Genomic DNA, 14,897 nt, shown 5'->3' with positions numbered 1-14,897 from the left:
TAGGGTCGGCCGAATGACCGACGAGCTGATCCGACCCGCCCGCCCCGACGACGCGCCCGGCGTCGTGGCGCTGCGCACCGTCGTCCACCCGTACCTGGTGCGCGGCGTCGAGTCGACCCGACGCATGATCGCCCAGCCGCCCCCCGGTGAGGACTGGGCGGCCTGGGTGGCCGAGGCGGACGGGCAGGTGGTCGGCTGGGTGTCGGCGTACCGCAACATCCAGACCTCCGCGGCGGACGTCGGGGAGATCTCGACCCTGCACGTCCACCCGGCGCACCGGCTCCGGGGAGTCGGCACGGCCCTCGTGGACGCCGCGCTCGCCCACCTGCGCCTGCTCGGCGCGAAGCGGCTGCTCACCTGGTCCCAGCCCGGGTCCCTGCCGTTCGCCCGCCGGCACGGCTTCACACCCAGCCGGGAGCTGCGCTACTCCGCGCTCGACCTCCGGCCCGCGCCGCCGATGCCCGAGCCGCCGCCCGGCGTACGGCTGGTGCCGGCCGCCGAGGTGGACCCGCGGGAGGTCCACCGGGTGGACGCCGAGTCGTCGCTGGACGAGCCGGGCGACGTACCGACCGACGCGCTCGGCTACGACACCTGGCACCACGAGGTCTGGGACAACCTGGGGCTGGACCGGCACGCCAGCACGCTGGCCGAGGTGGACGGCAGGCTGGTCGCCGTCAGCCTGGTCAAGCGGGACGGCGACCGGATGTGGTCGGACTTCACCGGCACCGTCCCGGAGCACCGGGGCCGGGGGCTGGCCCGGCTGGCGAAGCAGGCCGCGCTGCACCGGGCGGCGGCTTCCGGGGTACGCACCGCGTACACCTCGAACGACGAGGCGAACGGGCCGATGCTGGCGGTCAACGCCCGGCTCGGCTACCGGCCGGTGGCCAGCCAGTGGTCCTGCCTGCGCGACCTCGACTAGCGCCCGGCGGCGACCCGGACGGCGGTCGCGTAGGTGTCGGCGCCGAAGAGCACCAGCCGGGCCTCGGTGACGTTGACCGGAGTGGCCGCGTGCAGCACGGCCAGCGCCTGGGCCACCGCGTCCTCGACCGGCCAGCCGTAGACGCCCGCGGAGATCAGCGGGAAGGCGACGCTCAGCGCGCCCAGGTCGTCGGCGATCCGGAGGCTGTTGGCGTAGCAGTCGCGCAGCAGCACCCACCGGTCCTCGCGCGGGGAGAAGACCGGCCCGACGGTGTGCACCACCCAGCGGGCCGGCAGGTGGCCGCCGGTGGTGGCGACCGCCTGACCGGTGGGCAGGCCGTCCGGGTAGCGGGTCGCACGCAGCGCCCGGCACTCCTCCAGGATGGCCGGCCCGCCCGCGCGGTGGATGGCGCCGTCCACTCCCCCGCCGCCGAGCAGCGAGGAGTTGGCCGCGTTGACGATGGCGTCGACCTGCTGCGCGGTGATGTCCCCCTCGATCAGGACCGTCTCCATGTCACGCCTCCTCGACGACGGACTGCCCGAGCGACCGGCGGGCCAGCAGGGTGGCGCCGGCGACGGCGGCCGGCATGACCAGCACCGCGCCGAGCGGGATCAGGAAGCAGAGGAAGACCGCCACCCCGAAGCCCAGGGTGGTCGGTCGGTCCGCCTTGAGCAACGACCGCCGCTCCGGCAGGCGCATGCCGCGCCGGTAGAACGGCGCGCCGACCAGCTCCAGCGCGAGGAACCAGCCGCCCACCAGGGCGCCGACCACCGGGACCACCGTCTGCCCGACCAGCGGGATGAAACCGGCCACGAAGAGGGGTACGCCCACCAGCGCGGAGATGGCCACCAGGCGCAGCGAGTCCAGGATGCTGCGCCGCAGCGAGGCCCAGAACGGCACGTCGACGGCGCCGGGCGTGCCGCCGAGGCGCTCCTCGACCCGCTCGGAGATCTTCTCGTAGAACGGGTCGCCGACGGCCAGCGTGACCGCCGTGAAGGTGAGCACCCCGAGCAGGCCGGCCAGCCCCACGACGGCCAGCCCGGCCGTCACCCGGACCAGGCTGCGCCAGGTCGCCGACCAGTCGTCCGCGAACGGGGTGACCAGCGCGGCCAGGTCGTCCACGAAGTACAGCAGGGTGGCGAACAGGGCCACGAAGAGCACGCCGGAGATCAGCGCCGGCACGATCCCGAGCAGCATCAGCCCCGGGCTGCGGACGTAGAGGCCGAGGCCGCGCAGCAGCAGGCCGGCGCCGGCGAGGAAACGGGTGACGGCGCCGGTCACGGGCGCGGCGAGGCGGGGTGCGTCCACGATCAGGGAGCCTAGTGGCCGCGCGCACAATGGGCGGGTGCGTGCGTCCCGGCTGATCTCGTTGGTGCTGCTGCTCCAGGCGCGGGAGACGATGACCGCGGCCGAGCTGGCCCGCGAGCTGGAGGTCTCCGAGCGCACCGTCTACCGGGACGTGCTGGCGCTCTCGGCGGCCGGGGTGCCGGTGTACGCCGACCGGGGCCGCGCCGGCGGCTACCGCCTGCTCGGCGGCTACCGGACCCGGCTGACCGGGCTGACCCGGGACGAGGCGGAGGCGCTCTTCCTGGCCGGGCTGCCCGGGCCGGCCGGCGACATGGGGCTGGCCGACGCGGTCGCCGCCGCCGAGCTGAAGGTGCTCGCCGCGCTGCCCCCGAGCCTGCGGGACGCTCCCGCCCGGACCGGCCAGCGGTTCCACCTGGACGTGCCGGGCTGGTTCCGGGAGGCCGGCCCGCCCCCGCGCCTGGCCGAGCTGGCCCGGGCCGTGTGGCGGGACCGGCTGGTCGAGCTGCGCTACCGGCGCGGTGACCGCGAGGTGACCCGCGCCGTCGCGCCGTACGGGCTGGTGCTGAAGAACGGCGTCTGGTACCTGGTCGGGCGGGTCGGCGACGGGTGGCGGACGTACCGGGTGGACCGGGTGGTCGGCGTGGCGGTGGGCGGGGAGAGCTTCGCGCGGGACGAGGGCTTCGACCTCGGGGCGTACTGGCGGGAGCAGGCCGAGGCGTTCCTGCGGGACATGCTCCGGGCCGAGGTCACCGTCCGGCTCAGCCCGGCCGGTCTGCGCGCGCTGCGGCACCTCGTCGACGCGCCGTTCGTCCACGCCGAGGCGGTCGCCGCCGCCGGCCGGCCCGACGGGCAGGGCCGCGTGGTGCTCCGGCTGCCCGTCGAGTCGGTCGAGGTGGCGTACGCCCAACTGCTGGCGCTCGGCCCCGAGGTGGAGGTGCTCGACCCGCCCGAGTTGCGGGCCCGCTGCGCCGTGGCGGCCCGCCGCGCGGCCGCGCTCTACGCCCACGACCCGGACGCTGGCGACGGGCCGGCCCCGCCGGACACCGGTCAGCGGTAGCCGGTGTCGTTCGCCGGCTTGCCGGGCCGGACCACCTCCTCGTAGTAGCGCGCCCAGTGCGGGCGGGTGCCGTCGAGGTCGGTGAAGCCGTACACCTGGGCCAGCCCGCCGCTGTCCAGGGACTTCCCGTTCCAGCGGGCCCGGTCCGGGTCGGCGGCCAGGGCGGCCACCGCGCGCCCCACGAGGGCCGGCGTCTCCGACATGACGAAGTGCGGGTCCTTCGCCGCGCCGTCGCGCCAGTTGGCCTCGGTGACGCCGAAGTGCTCCAGCATCGCCTCCGAGCGCAGCCAGCCGGGGGTGAGCGCGACCGCCGTGGCGCCGTGCGGCGCGAGTTCGTGCGCCTGGCTGAAGGCGAGCCGGTTCACCGAGACCTTGGCCAGGTCGTAGAAGACCGAGAGCCGGTACTCGGTGTCGTTGTACTCCTTGGTCCCGTCGCCGATCTCCACGACCAGGCCCCCGGGGTTGCGGATCAGCAGCGGCAACGCGAAGTGGCTGGTGATGATGTGGGTGTCGACGGCCAGCCGGAGGGTGCGGAAGCCGGCGTCGAGGGGCTGCTCCCAGACCGGCTTCTCCCAGGTGATCAGCGGGTCGGCCCCCCAGATGTCGTTGACCAGCACGTCCAGGCGGCCCTGTTCGGCGTCGATCCGCGCCACGAGGCCGCGGACCTGCTCGGGGTGGAGGTGGTCGACGGCGACGGCGATGCCGGTGCCGCCCGCGGCGGTCACCAGCTCGGCGGTCTCCTCGATGGTCTCCGGCCGGTCCATCTCGGAGCGGCGGGCGCGGGTGGAGCGGCCGGTGGCGTAGACGGTGGCACCGGCGGCGCCGAGCTGGACGGCGATCTGCCGGCCGGCGCCCCGGGTCGCGCCGGCGACGAGCGCGATCTTCCCTGTCAGCGGTGTGGTCATGCCACCACCGTGACACCGATACCTGACAGCCGAAGTCCGGTTTCCGGAGCGATCCGGATCGGCCATCATGGCCCGCATGCACCTGCTGCTCTCCGGGATCGTCGGCTCGGTCGCGTACGGGCTGGCCGGGCCGGACTCGGACGTGGACCGGATCGGCGTCTTCGCCGCGCCCACGGTCGCCTTCCACGGCCTGCACCCACCGCGCGAGTCCGTGGTGACGACCGGTCCGGACGTGACCCTGCACGAGTGCGCGAAGTACGCCCGCCTCGCGCTGAGCGGCAACCCGACCGCCACCGAGCTGATGTGGCTGCCCGAGGAGTGCTACGAGACCCGAACGGAGTTCGGCGAGCGGCTGATCGGCATCCGCGCGGCGTTCCTCAGCGCGCCCCGGGTGCGGGACGCCTACCTCGGCTACGCGAGCCAGCAGTTCCGCAAGCTGACCACCCGCGACTCCTCTGTCGGGGGTCGGCGCCGGTCGGCGAAGCACGCCCGGCACCTGGCCCGGCTGCTGCACCAGGGCCGGGTGCTCTACGCGACCGGCGTGCTGGAGATCCGGCTGGCCGACCCGGAGTGGTTCCGGGCGTTTGGCGAGCGGGTGGCCGGTGGCGCGCTGGCCGAGGCGGAGGAGCTGGTGGCGGCGGCCGAGCGGGACTTCGCCCGGATCCGCACCCCGCTGCCGGAGCGCCCGGACGAGGAGACCGTGGAGCGGTGGCTGCTCGACGTGCGGGCGGCGCACCTGCCGCGCTGAACCGGCCTCAGTCGACCAGGCGGCTCCGCTGCCTAGTCCGCTAGGCGGACGCGTACCCGGCGGTTGGCGCGGCCCTTGCTCTCCACCTTGACCACCTGCACCTTGCCGATCTGGGCGGTGGAGGCCACGTGGGTGCCGCCGTCGGCCTGCACGTCCAGCCCGACGATGTCGACGATCCGCACCTCCTGCTCCTCCGGCGGGATCAGGTTGGACTGGGTACGGATGATGTCCGGCAGGGCCAGCGCCTCCGCCCGGGGCAGCACCCGGACGGCGACCGACCGGTCGGCGGCCACCTCGGCGTTGACCAGGTCCTCGATGCGGGCCTTGAAGTCCGGCGGCACCTCGGGGAGGTTGAAGTCCATCCGCGCCTCGCCCGGTTCCATGTTGCCGCCGGTTACCAGGGCGCCGAAGTCGCGGAACACCACGCCGCAGAGCACGTGCAGCCCGGAGTGGGTACGCATCAGCATGGTCCGCCGGGTGTCCTCGACCGCGCCGGTGACGGCGGTGCCGACCGGGGGCACCGGGTCACCCTCGGCCGGGACGAGCCAGAGGTCGTCGCCCTTGCGAGTGCCCACGATCCGGGTCTGCACCCCCTGCCAGAGCAGCACCCCGTGGTCCGGCGGCTGCCCGCCGCCGCCCGGGTAGAAGGCCGACCGGTCCAGCACGATGCCCTGCTCGGGATCGGCCGCCAGCACCGTGCACTGCCACTCCCGCAGGGTGGGGTCGGCGAGGTCGAGTCGGTGCGTACGGCCGTGGTGTGTGACGCCCATGACCGCCGACGTTACCCGTTGAGGAACGTCGAGATCCGCTCCCGCAGGTCGGCGCGTTCCGTCCAGAGCACGCCGGGCCGGTCGTACACGTGCAGGGTGGCCGCGGGCAGCGCGGCGGCCAACTGCTCGGCGACGGCCACCGGGTGCAGGTCGTCGCCCGCGCAGCCGATCACCAGGGCCGGCGCGGTGACCGCGGCGAGCGCACCGGCGTCGCGCACCGGAGCCTGGTCGGGCAGGCTGGCCAGGCCCGGCGCGAGCCCGTCGCGGAGCAGCTGGTCGAGCCGCTGTCGCAGGTAGGCCCAGCCGGCCGGGGTGTTGCGGACCGAGGGCGGCAGCTCCAGCGACACCACGTCGGCCAGCGCGGAGGCGTCCCCGTCGGCCACGGCGTCGAGCAGGTCGGTGAGCCGGGTGCGGGCCACCTCGCCGCGCGGGGTGTCCAGCACGGCCGGCAGGAAGAACACCAGCTTCTCGAAGCGTTCCGGGCTCTCGACGAGCAGCCGGCAGAGCGCGCCGGCGCCGAGGCTGGCCCCGAAGGCCCGGGTGGCGCCGCCGAGGTCGGCGACGGCCCGCAGGTCACGGGCCAGGTCGAGGTAGCTCCACGGGCCGGGCGGCGAGTCGGAGCGGCCGTGCCCGCGGAACTGGAAGAAGAGCCGCCGGCCGGTGACGCCGCTGCCGAACGGGCGGGTGGTGGCGATGCCGTTGCCCAGCCCGTGCGCGAACACGGTGACCGGGTCACCGGTGCCGGTGACCAGCCGCTCCAGGCGTACGCCGTGCGGGGTGGTGACCAGCTCGGTCTCCGGCTCGGGCAGGGCCGGGCGGCCGGTGCGGGGCGCGCCGGGGCCCGGGCCCCAGGTGCGGGGCCCGCCGTCCGGCGGTGGTGGCCAGCGGAAACCTCTCACCAGGAGCCCCGGCCGTCGTGCAGGTCACGGAGGCCGACCCGGACGTCCAGTAGGTAGATCAGCGCCGCGGCGACACCGATGAGACCGAAGATGCTGAGCACGCCACCGCCGACGCCGAGCAGGGTGAGCACCATGCAGACGGCCAGGATGGCGATCCAGCCACCCTTGGGGAGGGTGCCGATGGCCGCGAAGGCGTCGGATCGCTGGGTGATCGCGTGCACCAGGGAGACGGCCTCGATGACCAGGGCGAAGACGAGCAGGATCAGCTCGATCACGTAGCGGACTTCGAGGTAGAAGAGCGGCGCGGCGTAGGCCATGTCGGCAAGCTTATGCCGAGACCCCGGAAACGTCCGACAGGACGCCGTCCGGGGTCTCGGTCCAGGCTCGACTCACTCGGCGGCCGGGCGGGTCCGCTTCGTGGTCTTCGGCAGCTTCGCCGAGGGGGTGGCCTTGGTGGCGGTCGCCTTGGCGGTGGTGGCCTTCGCCCGGGTCCGCTTCACGGCGGCGGGCTGGGCCTCGACGACCTCGGCCACCTCGGCCGGGGTGGGCACCTCGGCCGGGGCGGGGGTGGCCGGAGCGGCCGGGGTGGTGTCCGCCTCGGTCGCCTCGATGTCGGCGTTCACCGTGTCGGCGGCCTCCAGCACGCCCGCGCCGACGACCCGCTCACCGCGGGCGACCAGCTCGGCGTACGCGGCCAGGGCCCGCTCCTGCGCGGCCTGGGCGCCGGCCAGCACGGCGGCGGCGTTGCGGCCGGCGGCCTCGCGCAGCTTGTCGAGGTTGGCGGCCTCCCGGAGCTTGTCCAGGTTGGCGGCCTCGCGCAGCTTGTCCAGGTTGGCGGCCTCGCGCAGCTTGTCGAGGTCGCCCGAGCCGGCCTTCTCCCGCAGCCCGGTGGCGGTCAGGTTGGCGGTCTTCAGCGTCTCGGTGGCCTTCTGGCGCAGCTCGAAGCCGGTGACGACCGCCTTGCCACCGAGGTCGGCGACGACCCGGGTGCCGAGGTCGCTGACCACGGTGGGCAGCTTGCGCAGCTGCTGGAGGGCCAGCTCGCCGGCGCCGGCGGCGGCGTAGACGGGGGCGGGGATGCGGTTGGTCTTCGGCTGGGTCATGACTGCTCCTCTTCGGCCGCACCGGCGGCCTTCCGGACCACCCTGCGGGCGGTCTTCTTCTGGGGGACGGCGGTGGTCGGGGCGGGCGCCGTGCCCGCCTCCGTGACGGCGACCGACTCGAGGACCGCCTCGGTCGGGGTGCCGTCCGGCGTCGTGGGGCCGGTCGCGGCCGGCGCGACGGTGGCCGGGGCCTCCGGCGCGGTGGCCGGCGCGGTGGCCGGGGCCTCCGGTTCGGTGGCCGCCTGGGCCGCGGCCGTCGCCTCGGCGAGGCGCGCGTTCTCCCGGCGGAACGTCTCGTAGATCTGGGTGAGCGACTGCTTCTGGGCCATGGTCAGCTCGGGGTCGACGGCGATCGCCGCGAGCACGCCCTGCCCCTCCTTGTCGTCCAGCAGCCCGGCCCGCAGGTACATGGCCGGGGTGGAGACGCGCAGGGCGCTGGCGAGCTGCTGGAGCACCTCGGCGCTCGGCTTGCGCAGGCCGCGCTCGATCTGGCTCAGGTACGGGTTGCTGACGCCGGCCTGCTCGGCGAGCTGGCGCAGCGAGATCTTCGCGTTGCGGCGCAGGTCGCGAATGAACCCGCCGACGTCGGGAAGGTCCTTGCTGGTGGCCATGACTCCACGCTAGCTCGCGGTGCTAGCTGCTGCAAGCAAAGTGCTAGCCAGAGTTAGCGAGGTCACGGATAGCCGGTTGCGCGCCGGGTGTCGCGTCCGTACGGTTCCCCCGTGGTCAAGATCGAGATCAACGCCGCCCAGCTCGCGTACGACGAGGCCGGTAGCGGCACCCCGGTGGTGCTGCTGCACGCCGGCATCGCCGACCGGCGAATGTGGCGGCACCAGCTGCCCGCGCTCGCCGCCCGGCACCGGGTCATCGCCGTCGACCTGCGGGGCTACGGCGACTCCGAGCTGCCACCCGCCCCGTTCGCGCACCACGACGACGTGATCGGGCTGCTCGACGCGCTGGGCCTCGCGCAGGCCGCCCTGGTGGGCTGCTCGTTCGGCGGCAAGGTGGCGGTGGACACCGCGCTGGCGTACCCGGACCGGGTGGCCGCGCTGGCCCTCTTCGGCGCCCCCGTCTCCGGCAACGAGTGGACCGAGGAGACCGAGCGGCTCTGGGAGGAGCTGGTCGGCGACGTGGACCCGGAGGACTTCGCCGCGACCGCGGCCGGCGAGGTGCGGTTCTGGGTGGTCGGCCCGACCCGCCAGCCCGCCGACGTCGACCCGGAGCTGATCCGGTTCGCCGAGGAGATGGACCGCCGGGCGCTCGCCGCCGAGCAGGCGCTCAGCGCGGTCGAGGCCGGCGAGCTCGACCCGCCGGCGATCGACCGGCTGGCCGAGCTGCGGATGCCGGTGCTGGCGGCCGCGGGCGCGGACGACCTGGCCGACATCCGCCGGCTGGCCGACCGGATCGCCGCCGAGGCCCCGCAGGGCACGCGACTCCCGGACGTCCCCGACGCGGCCCACCTGCTCCCCCTGGAGGGCCCCGAGCCGGTCAACGCCGCACTGCTCGACTTCCTCCCCTGACCCGCCGCCGAGGGCTACCAGACCGGGCGGACCGCGCCTACCGGGAGGCCGCCGCCGAGTAGCGGGATCTCGGCGTACTCGGTCAGGACCGGGGCCTCTACGCCCAGGCGGCGCAGCGCGGAGACCAGCACGGGCATCCGGGGGCGGCCGGCGCCGTCGTCGATCTTGAGGGCGACCGCGCCGACGCCCGGCACCGCCGCCGCGATCACGCCCTCCGCGCCGACCTTGGCCAGCAGCCCGGGTACGCCCCGCATCAGCCGGGTGTCGTCGGCCTGGGTGCCCCCGACCAGCTCCGGGTACGCCCGCATCGCGTCGGCCACGGTCCGCTCGACGGTGTCCGGCTCGGCGGAGACCAGCCGCAGGAAGGCGCGCGCCAGCCCGGTCAGCGAGACGGCGAGCACCGGCGCGCCGCAGCCGTCCACCCCGACGGCCGCCGCCGTCTCCCCGGTGAACTCCTCGATCGCGGCGGTGAGCCGCTGCTGGAGCGGGTGCTCGGGGCGCCAGTAGCCGTCCAGCGGCCACCCGGCGGCCAGGCAGGTGAGCAGCATCGCGGTGTGCTTGCCGGAGCAGTTCATGAGGGTCCGGGTCGGCCCGCCCCCGGCGCGCAGCACCGCCTCCCGGGCCGCCTCGCCGACCGGCAGGTCCGGCGGGCAGTGCAGCGCCTCCTCGGTCAGGCCGGCGCCGCGCAGCAGGGCGGTGACCCGCTCGACGTGGAACTCCTCGCCGGCGTGGCTCGCCGAGGCCAGCGCCACGTCGGCCGGGTCGGTCAGCGGCAGGCCGGCCCGGAGCATCCCGATCGCCTGCATCGGCTTGTTGGACGACCGGGGGAAGATCGGCGAGGCGACGTCACCCGCCCCGGACACCGGCGCGCCGGCGGCGTCGAGCACCACCACGGAACCACGGTGGACGCCCTCCACGAACCCGGACCGGACCACCTCGGCGAGCGGCACGCCGCCCTCGTACGTCTTTCCCACGGAGTGGACGGTACCGAGGGCCCCGGAGGGCCCGGCACCGGGGTGACCAGCGGCGTCGGCCGCCCGCGTACAGGGGTGCCGGGCGGACCGTCGCTTACAGGCCGAGCAGCGCCCGGGCCTCGGCGGTGGTGAGCGGCGGACGCTGGGCGAGCTGGGCGAAGCCGACCGCGCGGGCGACCAGTTGCATGTTCGACTCGACCGGGCGGCCCTTGGCGTACGTGACGGTGTCCTCCATGCCGACCCGGAGGTGACCACCGGCCGAGAGCGAGGCCAGCATCACGGGGATGGTGCTGCGGCCGATGCCGGTGGCCGAGAACGTGGTGCCCTCGGGCAGGTCGCGCAGCATCTGCTGGGCGGCGACCAGGGTGGCCGTGGTGCCCGGCATGCCGCCCGGCACGCCCATGACGAAGTCGACGTGCACGTGCCCGCCGTGCGGCAGGCCGTACTTGCCGAGCAGGCGCTGGAGCGCGGTGAGGTGGCCGAGGTCGAAGATCTCGTACTCGGGGACGACGCCCCGCTCCTGCATCCGGGTGTGCAGGTCGACGATGAACTCCCAGCGGTTGAGGAACACGTCGTCGCCGAAGTTGACCGTGCCCATGGTGCAGGAGGCCATGTCCGGGCCGGCGTCGAGCACGGCCAGCCGCGCGGACTCCGGGTCGGTCACCGCGCCGCCGGAGGAGAGCTGCACGATCAGGTCGGTGCTCTGGCGCAGCGCCGCCACGGTCTCCCGCAGCCGGCCCTGGTCGAGGGTGGGCTTCGCCTCGTCGTCGCGGATGTGGACGTGGATCACGGCGGCGCCGAGCGCCTCGCACTCCTTGGCGGTCAGCAGCAGCTCGTCCAGGGTCACCGGCAGCGCCGGCACCTCCGCCTTGGCCGACTCCGCGCCGGTCGGGGCAACCGTGATCAACGTCCCTGTGGTCATGCCCGGATCCTAAACCGCCGGCTGCCCTCCGGTCGACAGCCGGATCGCAGCAGAATCAGGCGCACCCGCCACCGGATGCGGAAGATTTTCCGCTTCATGGCCGCCGGGACGACAGCCCTTACGCCGGATCGATGGCCGCGGCCGTCTCCCCCACCATCAGGCGGGCGTCGTCGGCCACGTTCCGCTTGACCACGGCCAGGGCGATCTGACCCAGCTCGAAGTGGTGCACGGCGGTGCCCACGAAGCCGACCGTCCGGCCGTCGAGGGTCACCGGCGTGCCGGCGGCCGGGGGCTGGTCGGTGGTCACCCCGTCCAGGTGCAGCAGGGCGAGCCGGCGCGGCGGCTTGCCCAGGTTGTGCACCCGGGCCACCGTCTCCTGCCCGCGGTAGCAGCCCTTGTCGAGGTGTACGGCCGAGCCGATCAGGCCCACCTCGGCGGGGATGGTCCGGTGGTCGGTGTCCACCCCGGCCCGGGCCTGCCGGGCGGCCACCCGCACCGCCTCGTACGCCCACAGCCCGGCCACCGGCACGCCGGCGCCGCGCAGCTCCTCGACCACCTCGGCCATGGCCGGGCGGGGCACCAGCAGGTCGACGCCGAGCGCCACCCGCCGGGCCCAGCCGCCGACGGCCAGCGGCTTCACGTCGTACACGACGGAGGGCCGGGACGGCAGCTCGCCGGAGCGGAACTTCGGACCCGGCACCGCGACCACGTCCGGCGCGGCCAGCCCGGTGACCCCGAGGGTGTCGAGCGCGCCGGTGGCCTCCGGCCCGACCAGCGAGAGCAGCGCGTGGTCGGCCGTGGCGTCCCGCGGGTCGACCCTGCTGAAGAACCGCATCTTCTCCAGGTAGGACAGCAGGCCGCCGGTCATCCCGGGCTCGGTGTCCAGCCACGTGGTCTCGCCGTCCTCGGCGACCATGGCGTGCTGCTCGACGTGCCCGTGCGGGGAGAGCACCAGCAGCTCGGTGCCCTGCCACGGGCGCAGCGCCGCGAGGTGCTGGCTGGTCAGCGTGTGCAGCCAGGTCATCCGCTCCTCGCCGGGCACCGCGATGACGCCCCGGTGCGAGCGGTCGACCAGCCCGACGCCGGTGGCCAGGGTGCGCTGCTCGCGCATCGGGTCGCCGTAGTGGGCGGCCACCGGGCCGACCCCGGCCGCCCGGTGGACCGGCTCGGGCTGGTCCCGCGTCTCCTCGTCGATGGCCTCGGCGGCCACCGCTCCCGCGATGTCGATCATTGGCGCTCCCCGTCCTCGCACTGGCCGCAGACGCCGAAGAGCGCCACGTGCCCGATGTCGACCTGGAATCCCCGCTGCGCGGCCAGCTGCTCGGCGAGCGGCCGGAGCAGCTCGGGGTCGATCTCGTCGATCGCACCGCACTCCCGGCAGACCAGGTGCACGTGCTGGTGCTCACCCGCCGCGTGGTAGGTCGGCGACCCGTGCGACAGGTGGGTGTGGGTCACCAGACCCAGCCGTTCCAGCAGCTCCAACGTGCGGTAGATGGTGGTGATGTTGACCCCGGCGGCCACCTCGCGCACCGCAGTGTGCACCTGCTCCGGCGTGGCGTGCCCCAGGTCCAGGACAGCCTGGAGGACCAGCTGCCGCTGCGCCGTCAGCCGCAGCCCACGGGAGCGGAGCAGTTCCGCCAGGGAGGGTTCGGACACCGTCCGATCATAGTTCGGCCGCCGCGCCGGTCCGCCCGCCGCCGGGGTACGCCACTACGCTGCGCTCGTGGTGGCGACGCGGGTGGCCGTGCCGGGCCGGGGTGTGGTGCCGGCCGGCGAGGCGGTGCTGCGCGGCGACGACCGGGGCGTGCTGCACGGGGACGGCCTCTTCGAGACCCTGCACCTGCGCGGCGGGCAGCCCTGGCTGCGCGACGCCCACCTGGCCCGGCTGCGGGCCGGCGCCGACGCCGTCGGGCTGGCCCTGCCTCCCACCGCGGTGCTGGTCGAGCTGCTCGACACAATCCGCGCGGGCTGGCCGCCCGAGGTCGAGGGCGCGCTGCGGCTGGTCTGCACCCGGGGACCGGAGGGCGGCGGACCCACCACGGTCTACGCGACGCTGGGCGAGGTGCCGGCGGCCGCGCGCCGGGCCCGGCGGGACGGGGTGACAGTCGCCACCCTGCCACTCGGAGTGGCCGCCCGCTCCCGCCCGGAGCTGGGCTGGCTGCCGGCCGGGGTGAAGTCCACCTCGTACGCGGTGAGCACCGCGGCCCGCCGCTGGGCGGAGCGGACCGGGGTGGACGACGTGCTGTGGGTCTCCACCGACGGCTACGTCCTGGAGGCGCCGACCGCGAACGTGGTCTGGCTGACCGGCACGACGCTGTGCACGGTGCCGACGGCCGAAACCGGCGTCCTGCCCGGCGTGACCGCCCACTGGCTCCTCGACCACGCGGCCGACCTGGGCCTCACGGCGGACGAACGCCTACCCACCCCCGCCGACCTGCAGATGGCTGACGCCATCTGGCTGACGTCATCCCTCCGCGGCCTGGCCGAGGTGACCGCCCTGGACAAAACCCCCCGCCCGCACTCCCCCCTGACCCCCGCCCTCCTCACCCTCCTGGGCTTCTCGGTCCGTTGATCATGAAGTTAGCGGCGTTCTACGCCCGATTTGTCGCCGCTAACTTCATGATCGCCGGGCCGGAGGCGGGGTGGGGCGGGTGGGCCGGGTAGGGGGCGGGGGGTCAGCCGGCTACTCGGGTCAGGCGGGCCGAGAGGTGGGGGCTCAGGGGGTGGCCTACCGCGGCCATTTCCTGGGCGTACAGGAGGGCGCCCTCGACGATGCCGAAGAGGCGGGCGCCCGCCGTGACCTCCTTGGCCGTGGCCGTGCGGACCACCGCGTCGGTGGCGAACTCGATCTGGGTGCCCTTGCGCTTGCCGATGTGCAGCTCCATCACGCCGGTGGGCGTGGTCATCAGCGCTTCCAGTTCGTCGGTGACCCGGTCGCCGTCCATGACCGGACGCCACCAGCCCACCTCACGCCCGGCCGGGCGGACCGGGCGGCTCTGCTCGTCCAGGATCCAGGCGCGGGACTCGTAGAACAGGAACGGCCGGCCGTCGTGGCTGATCCGGATCTCCTGCGCGAAGTCGAAGTCCTCGATCGTGGGGAACCCGCCGCGACCCCGCCCGCGCCACACCCCGATGTACGGGAGCAGACCGTCCAGACTCCGGTGCAGCTTCGGGCCGACGCGCAGGTCGTGGCTCTCCTCGTACGGGTACGGGTCGACCGGCGGCGCGTTCAGCCACGGCGGCTGGAGCGGGTTCTCGCTCACCATTTTCCTCTCGAGATGCGAACAGCGAGGTAGACGAGGCCACCGGCGAGCGCGCCCAGGCCGGCGACCAGCAGGCTGACGAACCCGATCTCGGTAACCATCCCGGTCATCCTATGCTGGGCGTCATGGCCCGCACTCTCGTCGTCAAGGCCACCGCCGGCGCGGACGCCCCGGAGCGCTGCGCACAGGCCTTCACCGTCGCCGCCACCGCGGCCGCCGCCGGGGTCGACGTGTCGCTCTGGCTCACCGGCGAATCGACCTGGTTCGCGCTGCCCGGGCGGGCGCAGGGCTTCGAACTCCCGCACTCCGCGCCGCTGGCCGAGCTGCTGCACGTCATCCTGACCACCGGCAAGGTGACCGCCTGCACCCAGTGCGCGGCCCGCCGGGACATCGGTCAGGACGACGTCATCCCCGGCGTACGGATCGCCGGGGCGGCGGTCTTCGTCGAGGAGGCGATGACCGAGGGCGCCCAGGCCCTGGTCTACTGACCCACCGGGCCGCGCGGCTGA

The 14,897-nt window shown here is 74.8% G+C and carries 20 protein-coding genes; 6 read left to right on the top strand and 14 right to left on the bottom strand.

Annotation, left to right across the window (positions count from 1 at the left end):
* Positions 1–13 precede the first annotated feature (13 nt).
* Positions 14–919 (top strand): GNAT family N-acetyltransferase, encoded by a 906-nt coding sequence (locus FXF50_RS24485; protein ID WP_148431216.1) that lies wholly within the window; start codon positions 14–16, stop codon positions 917–919.
* Here FXF50_RS24485 and FXF50_RS24480 read toward each other — a convergent pair.
* Positions 916–1,431 carry an O-acetyl-ADP-ribose deacetylase gene (locus tag FXF50_RS24480; RefSeq protein ID WP_148431215.1) on the bottom strand — a complete coding sequence of 172 codons (516 nt, stop codon included), beginning with the start codon at positions 1,429–1,431 and terminating at the stop codon, positions 916–918. The genes FXF50_RS24485 and FXF50_RS24480 overlap by 4 nt on opposite strands.
* A 1-nt stretch (position 1,432) precedes the next feature.
* Positions 1,433–2,227 (bottom strand): EI24 domain-containing protein, encoded by a 795-nt coding sequence (locus FXF50_RS24475; protein ID WP_148431214.1) that lies wholly within the window; start codon positions 2,225–2,227, stop codon positions 1,433–1,435.
* Between the two features lie 37 nt (positions 2,228–2,264).
* On the opposite strand from FXF50_RS24475, the gene FXF50_RS24470 reads away from it, so the two are divergent.
* Entirely contained in the window at positions 2,265–3,284 is a 1,020-nt protein-coding gene (locus tag FXF50_RS24470) for a YafY family protein (RefSeq protein ID WP_148431213.1), read from the top strand.
* On the opposite strand, the gene FXF50_RS24465 is transcribed toward FXF50_RS24470, so the two are convergent.
* Positions 3,275–4,189 carry an SDR family oxidoreductase gene (locus tag FXF50_RS24465; RefSeq protein WP_148431212.1) on the bottom strand — a complete coding sequence of 305 codons (915 nt, stop codon included), beginning with the start codon at positions 4,187–4,189 and terminating at the stop codon, positions 3,275–3,277. The genes FXF50_RS24470 and FXF50_RS24465 overlap by 10 nt on opposite strands.
* A gap of 76 nt (positions 4,190–4,265) precedes the next feature.
* On the opposite strand from FXF50_RS24465, the gene FXF50_RS24460 reads away from it, so the two are divergent.
* On the top strand, positions 4,266–4,937 hold the full coding sequence (locus FXF50_RS24460; RefSeq protein ID WP_148431240.1) for a DNA polymerase beta superfamily protein: 672 nt from the start codon (positions 4,266–4,268) through the stop codon (positions 4,935–4,937).
* Positions 4,938–4,969: 32 nt separating this feature from the next.
* Here FXF50_RS24460 and FXF50_RS24455 read toward each other — a convergent pair whose 3' ends face one another.
* The 5 genes from FXF50_RS24455 to FXF50_RS24435 all read right to left on the bottom strand — a co-directional run bounded on the left by FXF50_RS24455 (position 4,970) and on the right by FXF50_RS24435 (position 8,320).
* Entirely contained in the window at positions 4,970–5,707 is a 738-nt protein-coding gene (locus tag FXF50_RS24455; protein ID WP_148431211.1) for an alanyl-tRNA editing protein, read from the bottom strand.
* 11 nt (positions 5,708–5,718) lie between these two features.
* A complete protein-coding gene (locus tag FXF50_RS24450) occupies positions 5,719–6,606 on the bottom strand; it encodes an alpha/beta fold hydrolase (RefSeq protein WP_148431210.1) in 888 nt (295 codons plus the stop codon).
* On the bottom strand, positions 6,603–6,923 hold the full coding sequence (locus FXF50_RS24445; protein ID WP_148431209.1) for a DUF2516 family protein: 321 nt from the start codon (positions 6,921–6,923) through the stop codon (positions 6,603–6,605). Before FXF50_RS24445 ends, FXF50_RS24450 begins: the two co-directional genes overlap by 4 nt.
* A gap of 72 nt (positions 6,924–6,995) precedes the next feature.
* Positions 6,996–7,709: a hypothetical protein gene (locus tag FXF50_RS24440; protein ID WP_148431208.1), complete on the bottom strand. Its 714-nt coding sequence runs from the start codon at positions 7,707–7,709 to the stop codon at positions 6,996–6,998.
* On the bottom strand, positions 7,706–8,320 hold the full coding sequence (locus FXF50_RS24435) for a helix-turn-helix domain-containing protein (protein ID WP_148431207.1): 615 nt from the start codon (positions 8,318–8,320) through the stop codon (positions 7,706–7,708). Before FXF50_RS24435 ends, FXF50_RS24440 begins: the two co-directional genes overlap by 4 nt.
* A gap of 111 nt (positions 8,321–8,431) precedes the next feature.
* On the opposite strand from FXF50_RS24435, the gene FXF50_RS24430 reads away from it, so the two are divergent.
* The gene (locus tag FXF50_RS24430; RefSeq protein ID WP_255510174.1) at positions 8,432–9,229 is read left to right on the top strand and encodes an alpha/beta fold hydrolase; all 798 of its coding nucleotides are present in this window, start codon (positions 8,432–8,434) and stop codon (positions 9,227–9,229) included.
* Positions 9,230–9,243: 14 nt separating this feature from the next.
* Here the strand turns inward: FXF50_RS24430 and FXF50_RS24425 are convergent, their stop codons facing one another.
* The 4 genes from FXF50_RS24425 to FXF50_RS24410 form a co-directional block, all read right to left on the bottom strand.
* On the bottom strand, positions 9,244–10,203 hold the full coding sequence (locus FXF50_RS24425) for an asparaginase (protein WP_148431205.1): 960 nt from the start codon (positions 10,201–10,203) through the stop codon (positions 9,244–9,246).
* A gap of 94 nt (positions 10,204–10,297) precedes the next feature.
* A complete protein-coding gene (locus tag FXF50_RS24420) occupies positions 10,298–11,125 on the bottom strand; it encodes a 3-keto-5-aminohexanoate cleavage protein (protein ID WP_148431204.1) in 828 nt (275 codons plus the stop codon).
* A 118-nt stretch (positions 11,126–11,243) separates the two neighbouring features.
* Positions 11,244–12,356: a folate-binding protein YgfZ gene (locus FXF50_RS24415; protein WP_148431203.1), complete on the bottom strand. Its 1,113-nt coding sequence runs from the start codon at positions 12,354–12,356 to the stop codon at positions 11,244–11,246.
* Entirely contained in the window at positions 12,353–12,781 is a 429-nt protein-coding gene (locus FXF50_RS24410) for a Fur family transcriptional regulator (protein WP_091317473.1), read from the bottom strand. Before FXF50_RS24410 ends, FXF50_RS24415 begins: the two co-directional genes overlap by 4 nt.
* 67 nt (positions 12,782–12,848) lie before the next feature.
* On the opposite strand from FXF50_RS24410, the gene FXF50_RS24405 reads away from it, so the two are divergent.
* Positions 12,849–13,697, top strand: coding sequence for an aminotransferase class IV (locus FXF50_RS24405; RefSeq protein WP_148431202.1), 849 nt, complete (start codon positions 12,849–12,851; stop codon positions 13,695–13,697).
* 103 nt (positions 13,698–13,800) lie between these two features.
* On the opposite strand, the gene FXF50_RS24400 is transcribed toward FXF50_RS24405, so the two are convergent.
* Both FXF50_RS24400 and mtfM read right to left on the bottom strand, forming a co-directional pair.
* Entirely contained in the window at positions 13,801–14,391 is a 591-nt protein-coding gene (locus tag FXF50_RS24400; RefSeq protein ID WP_091317468.1) for an FABP family protein, read from the bottom strand.
* Positions 14,385–14,489 carry a small membrane protein MtfM gene (mtfM, locus tag FXF50_RS30155; protein WP_046570768.1) on the bottom strand — a complete coding sequence of 35 codons (105 nt, stop codon included), beginning with the start codon at positions 14,487–14,489 and terminating at the stop codon, positions 14,385–14,387. The genes FXF50_RS24400 and mtfM overlap by 7 nt, the downstream gene beginning before the upstream one ends.
* 12 nt (positions 14,490–14,501) lie before the next feature.
* Here mtfM and FXF50_RS24395 point away from each other — a divergent pair, with 12 nt between their 5' ends.
* A complete protein-coding gene (locus FXF50_RS24395; protein ID WP_148431201.1) occupies positions 14,502–14,876 on the top strand; it encodes a DsrE family protein in 375 nt (124 codons plus the stop codon).
* Positions 14,877–14,897 lie beyond the last annotated feature (21 nt).

This window comes from Micromonospora sp. AP08 (assembly GCF_008085935.1).
GTDB classification, from domain to species: domain Bacteria; phylum Actinomycetota; class Actinomycetes; order Mycobacteriales; family Micromonosporaceae; genus Micromonospora; species Micromonospora chersina.
This window is presented reverse-complemented; position numbering and strand designations above follow the sequence as displayed.

What these genes read in the sequence shown, in the direction of transcription:
- FXF50_RS24395 (WP_148431201.1), top strand. Translation starts at nt 14,502, where the DNA reads ATGCTGGGCGTCATGGCCCGCACTCTCGTCGTCAAGGCCACCGCCGGC.
- FXF50_RS24420 (WP_148431204.1), bottom strand. Translation starts at nt 11,125, where the DNA reads ATGACCACAGGGACGTTGATCACGGTTGCCCCGACCGGCGCGGAGTCG.
- FXF50_RS24480 (WP_148431215.1), bottom strand. Translation starts at nt 1,431, where the DNA reads ATGGAGACGGTCCTGATCGAGGGGGACATCACCGCGCAGCAGGTCGAC.
- FXF50_RS24445 (WP_148431209.1), bottom strand. Translation starts at nt 6,923, where the DNA reads ATGGCCTACGCCGCGCCGCTCTTCTACCTCGAAGTCCGCTACGTGATC.
- mtfM (WP_046570768.1), bottom strand. Translation starts at nt 14,489, where the DNA reads ATGGTTACCGAGATCGGGTTCGTCAGCCTGCTGGTCGCCGGCCTGGGC.
- FXF50_RS24460 (WP_148431240.1), top strand. Translation starts at nt 4,266, where the DNA reads ATGCACCTGCTGCTCTCCGGGATCGTCGGCTCGGTCGCGTACGGGCTG.
- FXF50_RS24415 (WP_148431203.1), bottom strand. Translation starts at nt 12,356, where the DNA reads ATGATCGACATCGCGGGAGCGGTGGCCGCCGAGGCCATCGACGAGGAG.
- FXF50_RS24485 (WP_148431216.1), top strand. Translation starts at nt 14, where the DNA reads ATGACCGACGAGCTGATCCGACCCGCCCGCCCCGACGACGCGCCCGGC.
- FXF50_RS24440 (WP_148431208.1), bottom strand. Translation starts at nt 7,709, where the DNA reads ATGACCCAGCCGAAGACCAACCGCATCCCCGCCCCCGTCTACGCCGCC.
- FXF50_RS24435 (WP_148431207.1), bottom strand. Translation starts at nt 8,320, where the DNA reads ATGGCCACCAGCAAGGACCTTCCCGACGTCGGCGGGTTCATTCGCGAC.
- FXF50_RS24455 (WP_148431211.1), bottom strand. Translation starts at nt 5,707, where the DNA reads ATGGGCGTCACACACCACGGCCGTACGCACCGACTCGACCTCGCCGAC.
- FXF50_RS24400 (WP_091317468.1), bottom strand. Translation starts at nt 14,391, where the DNA reads ATGGTGAGCGAGAACCCGCTCCAGCCGCCGTGGCTGAACGCGCCGCCG.
- FXF50_RS24465 (WP_148431212.1), bottom strand. Translation starts at nt 4,189, where the DNA reads ATGACCACACCGCTGACAGGGAAGATCGCGCTCGTCGCCGGCGCGACC.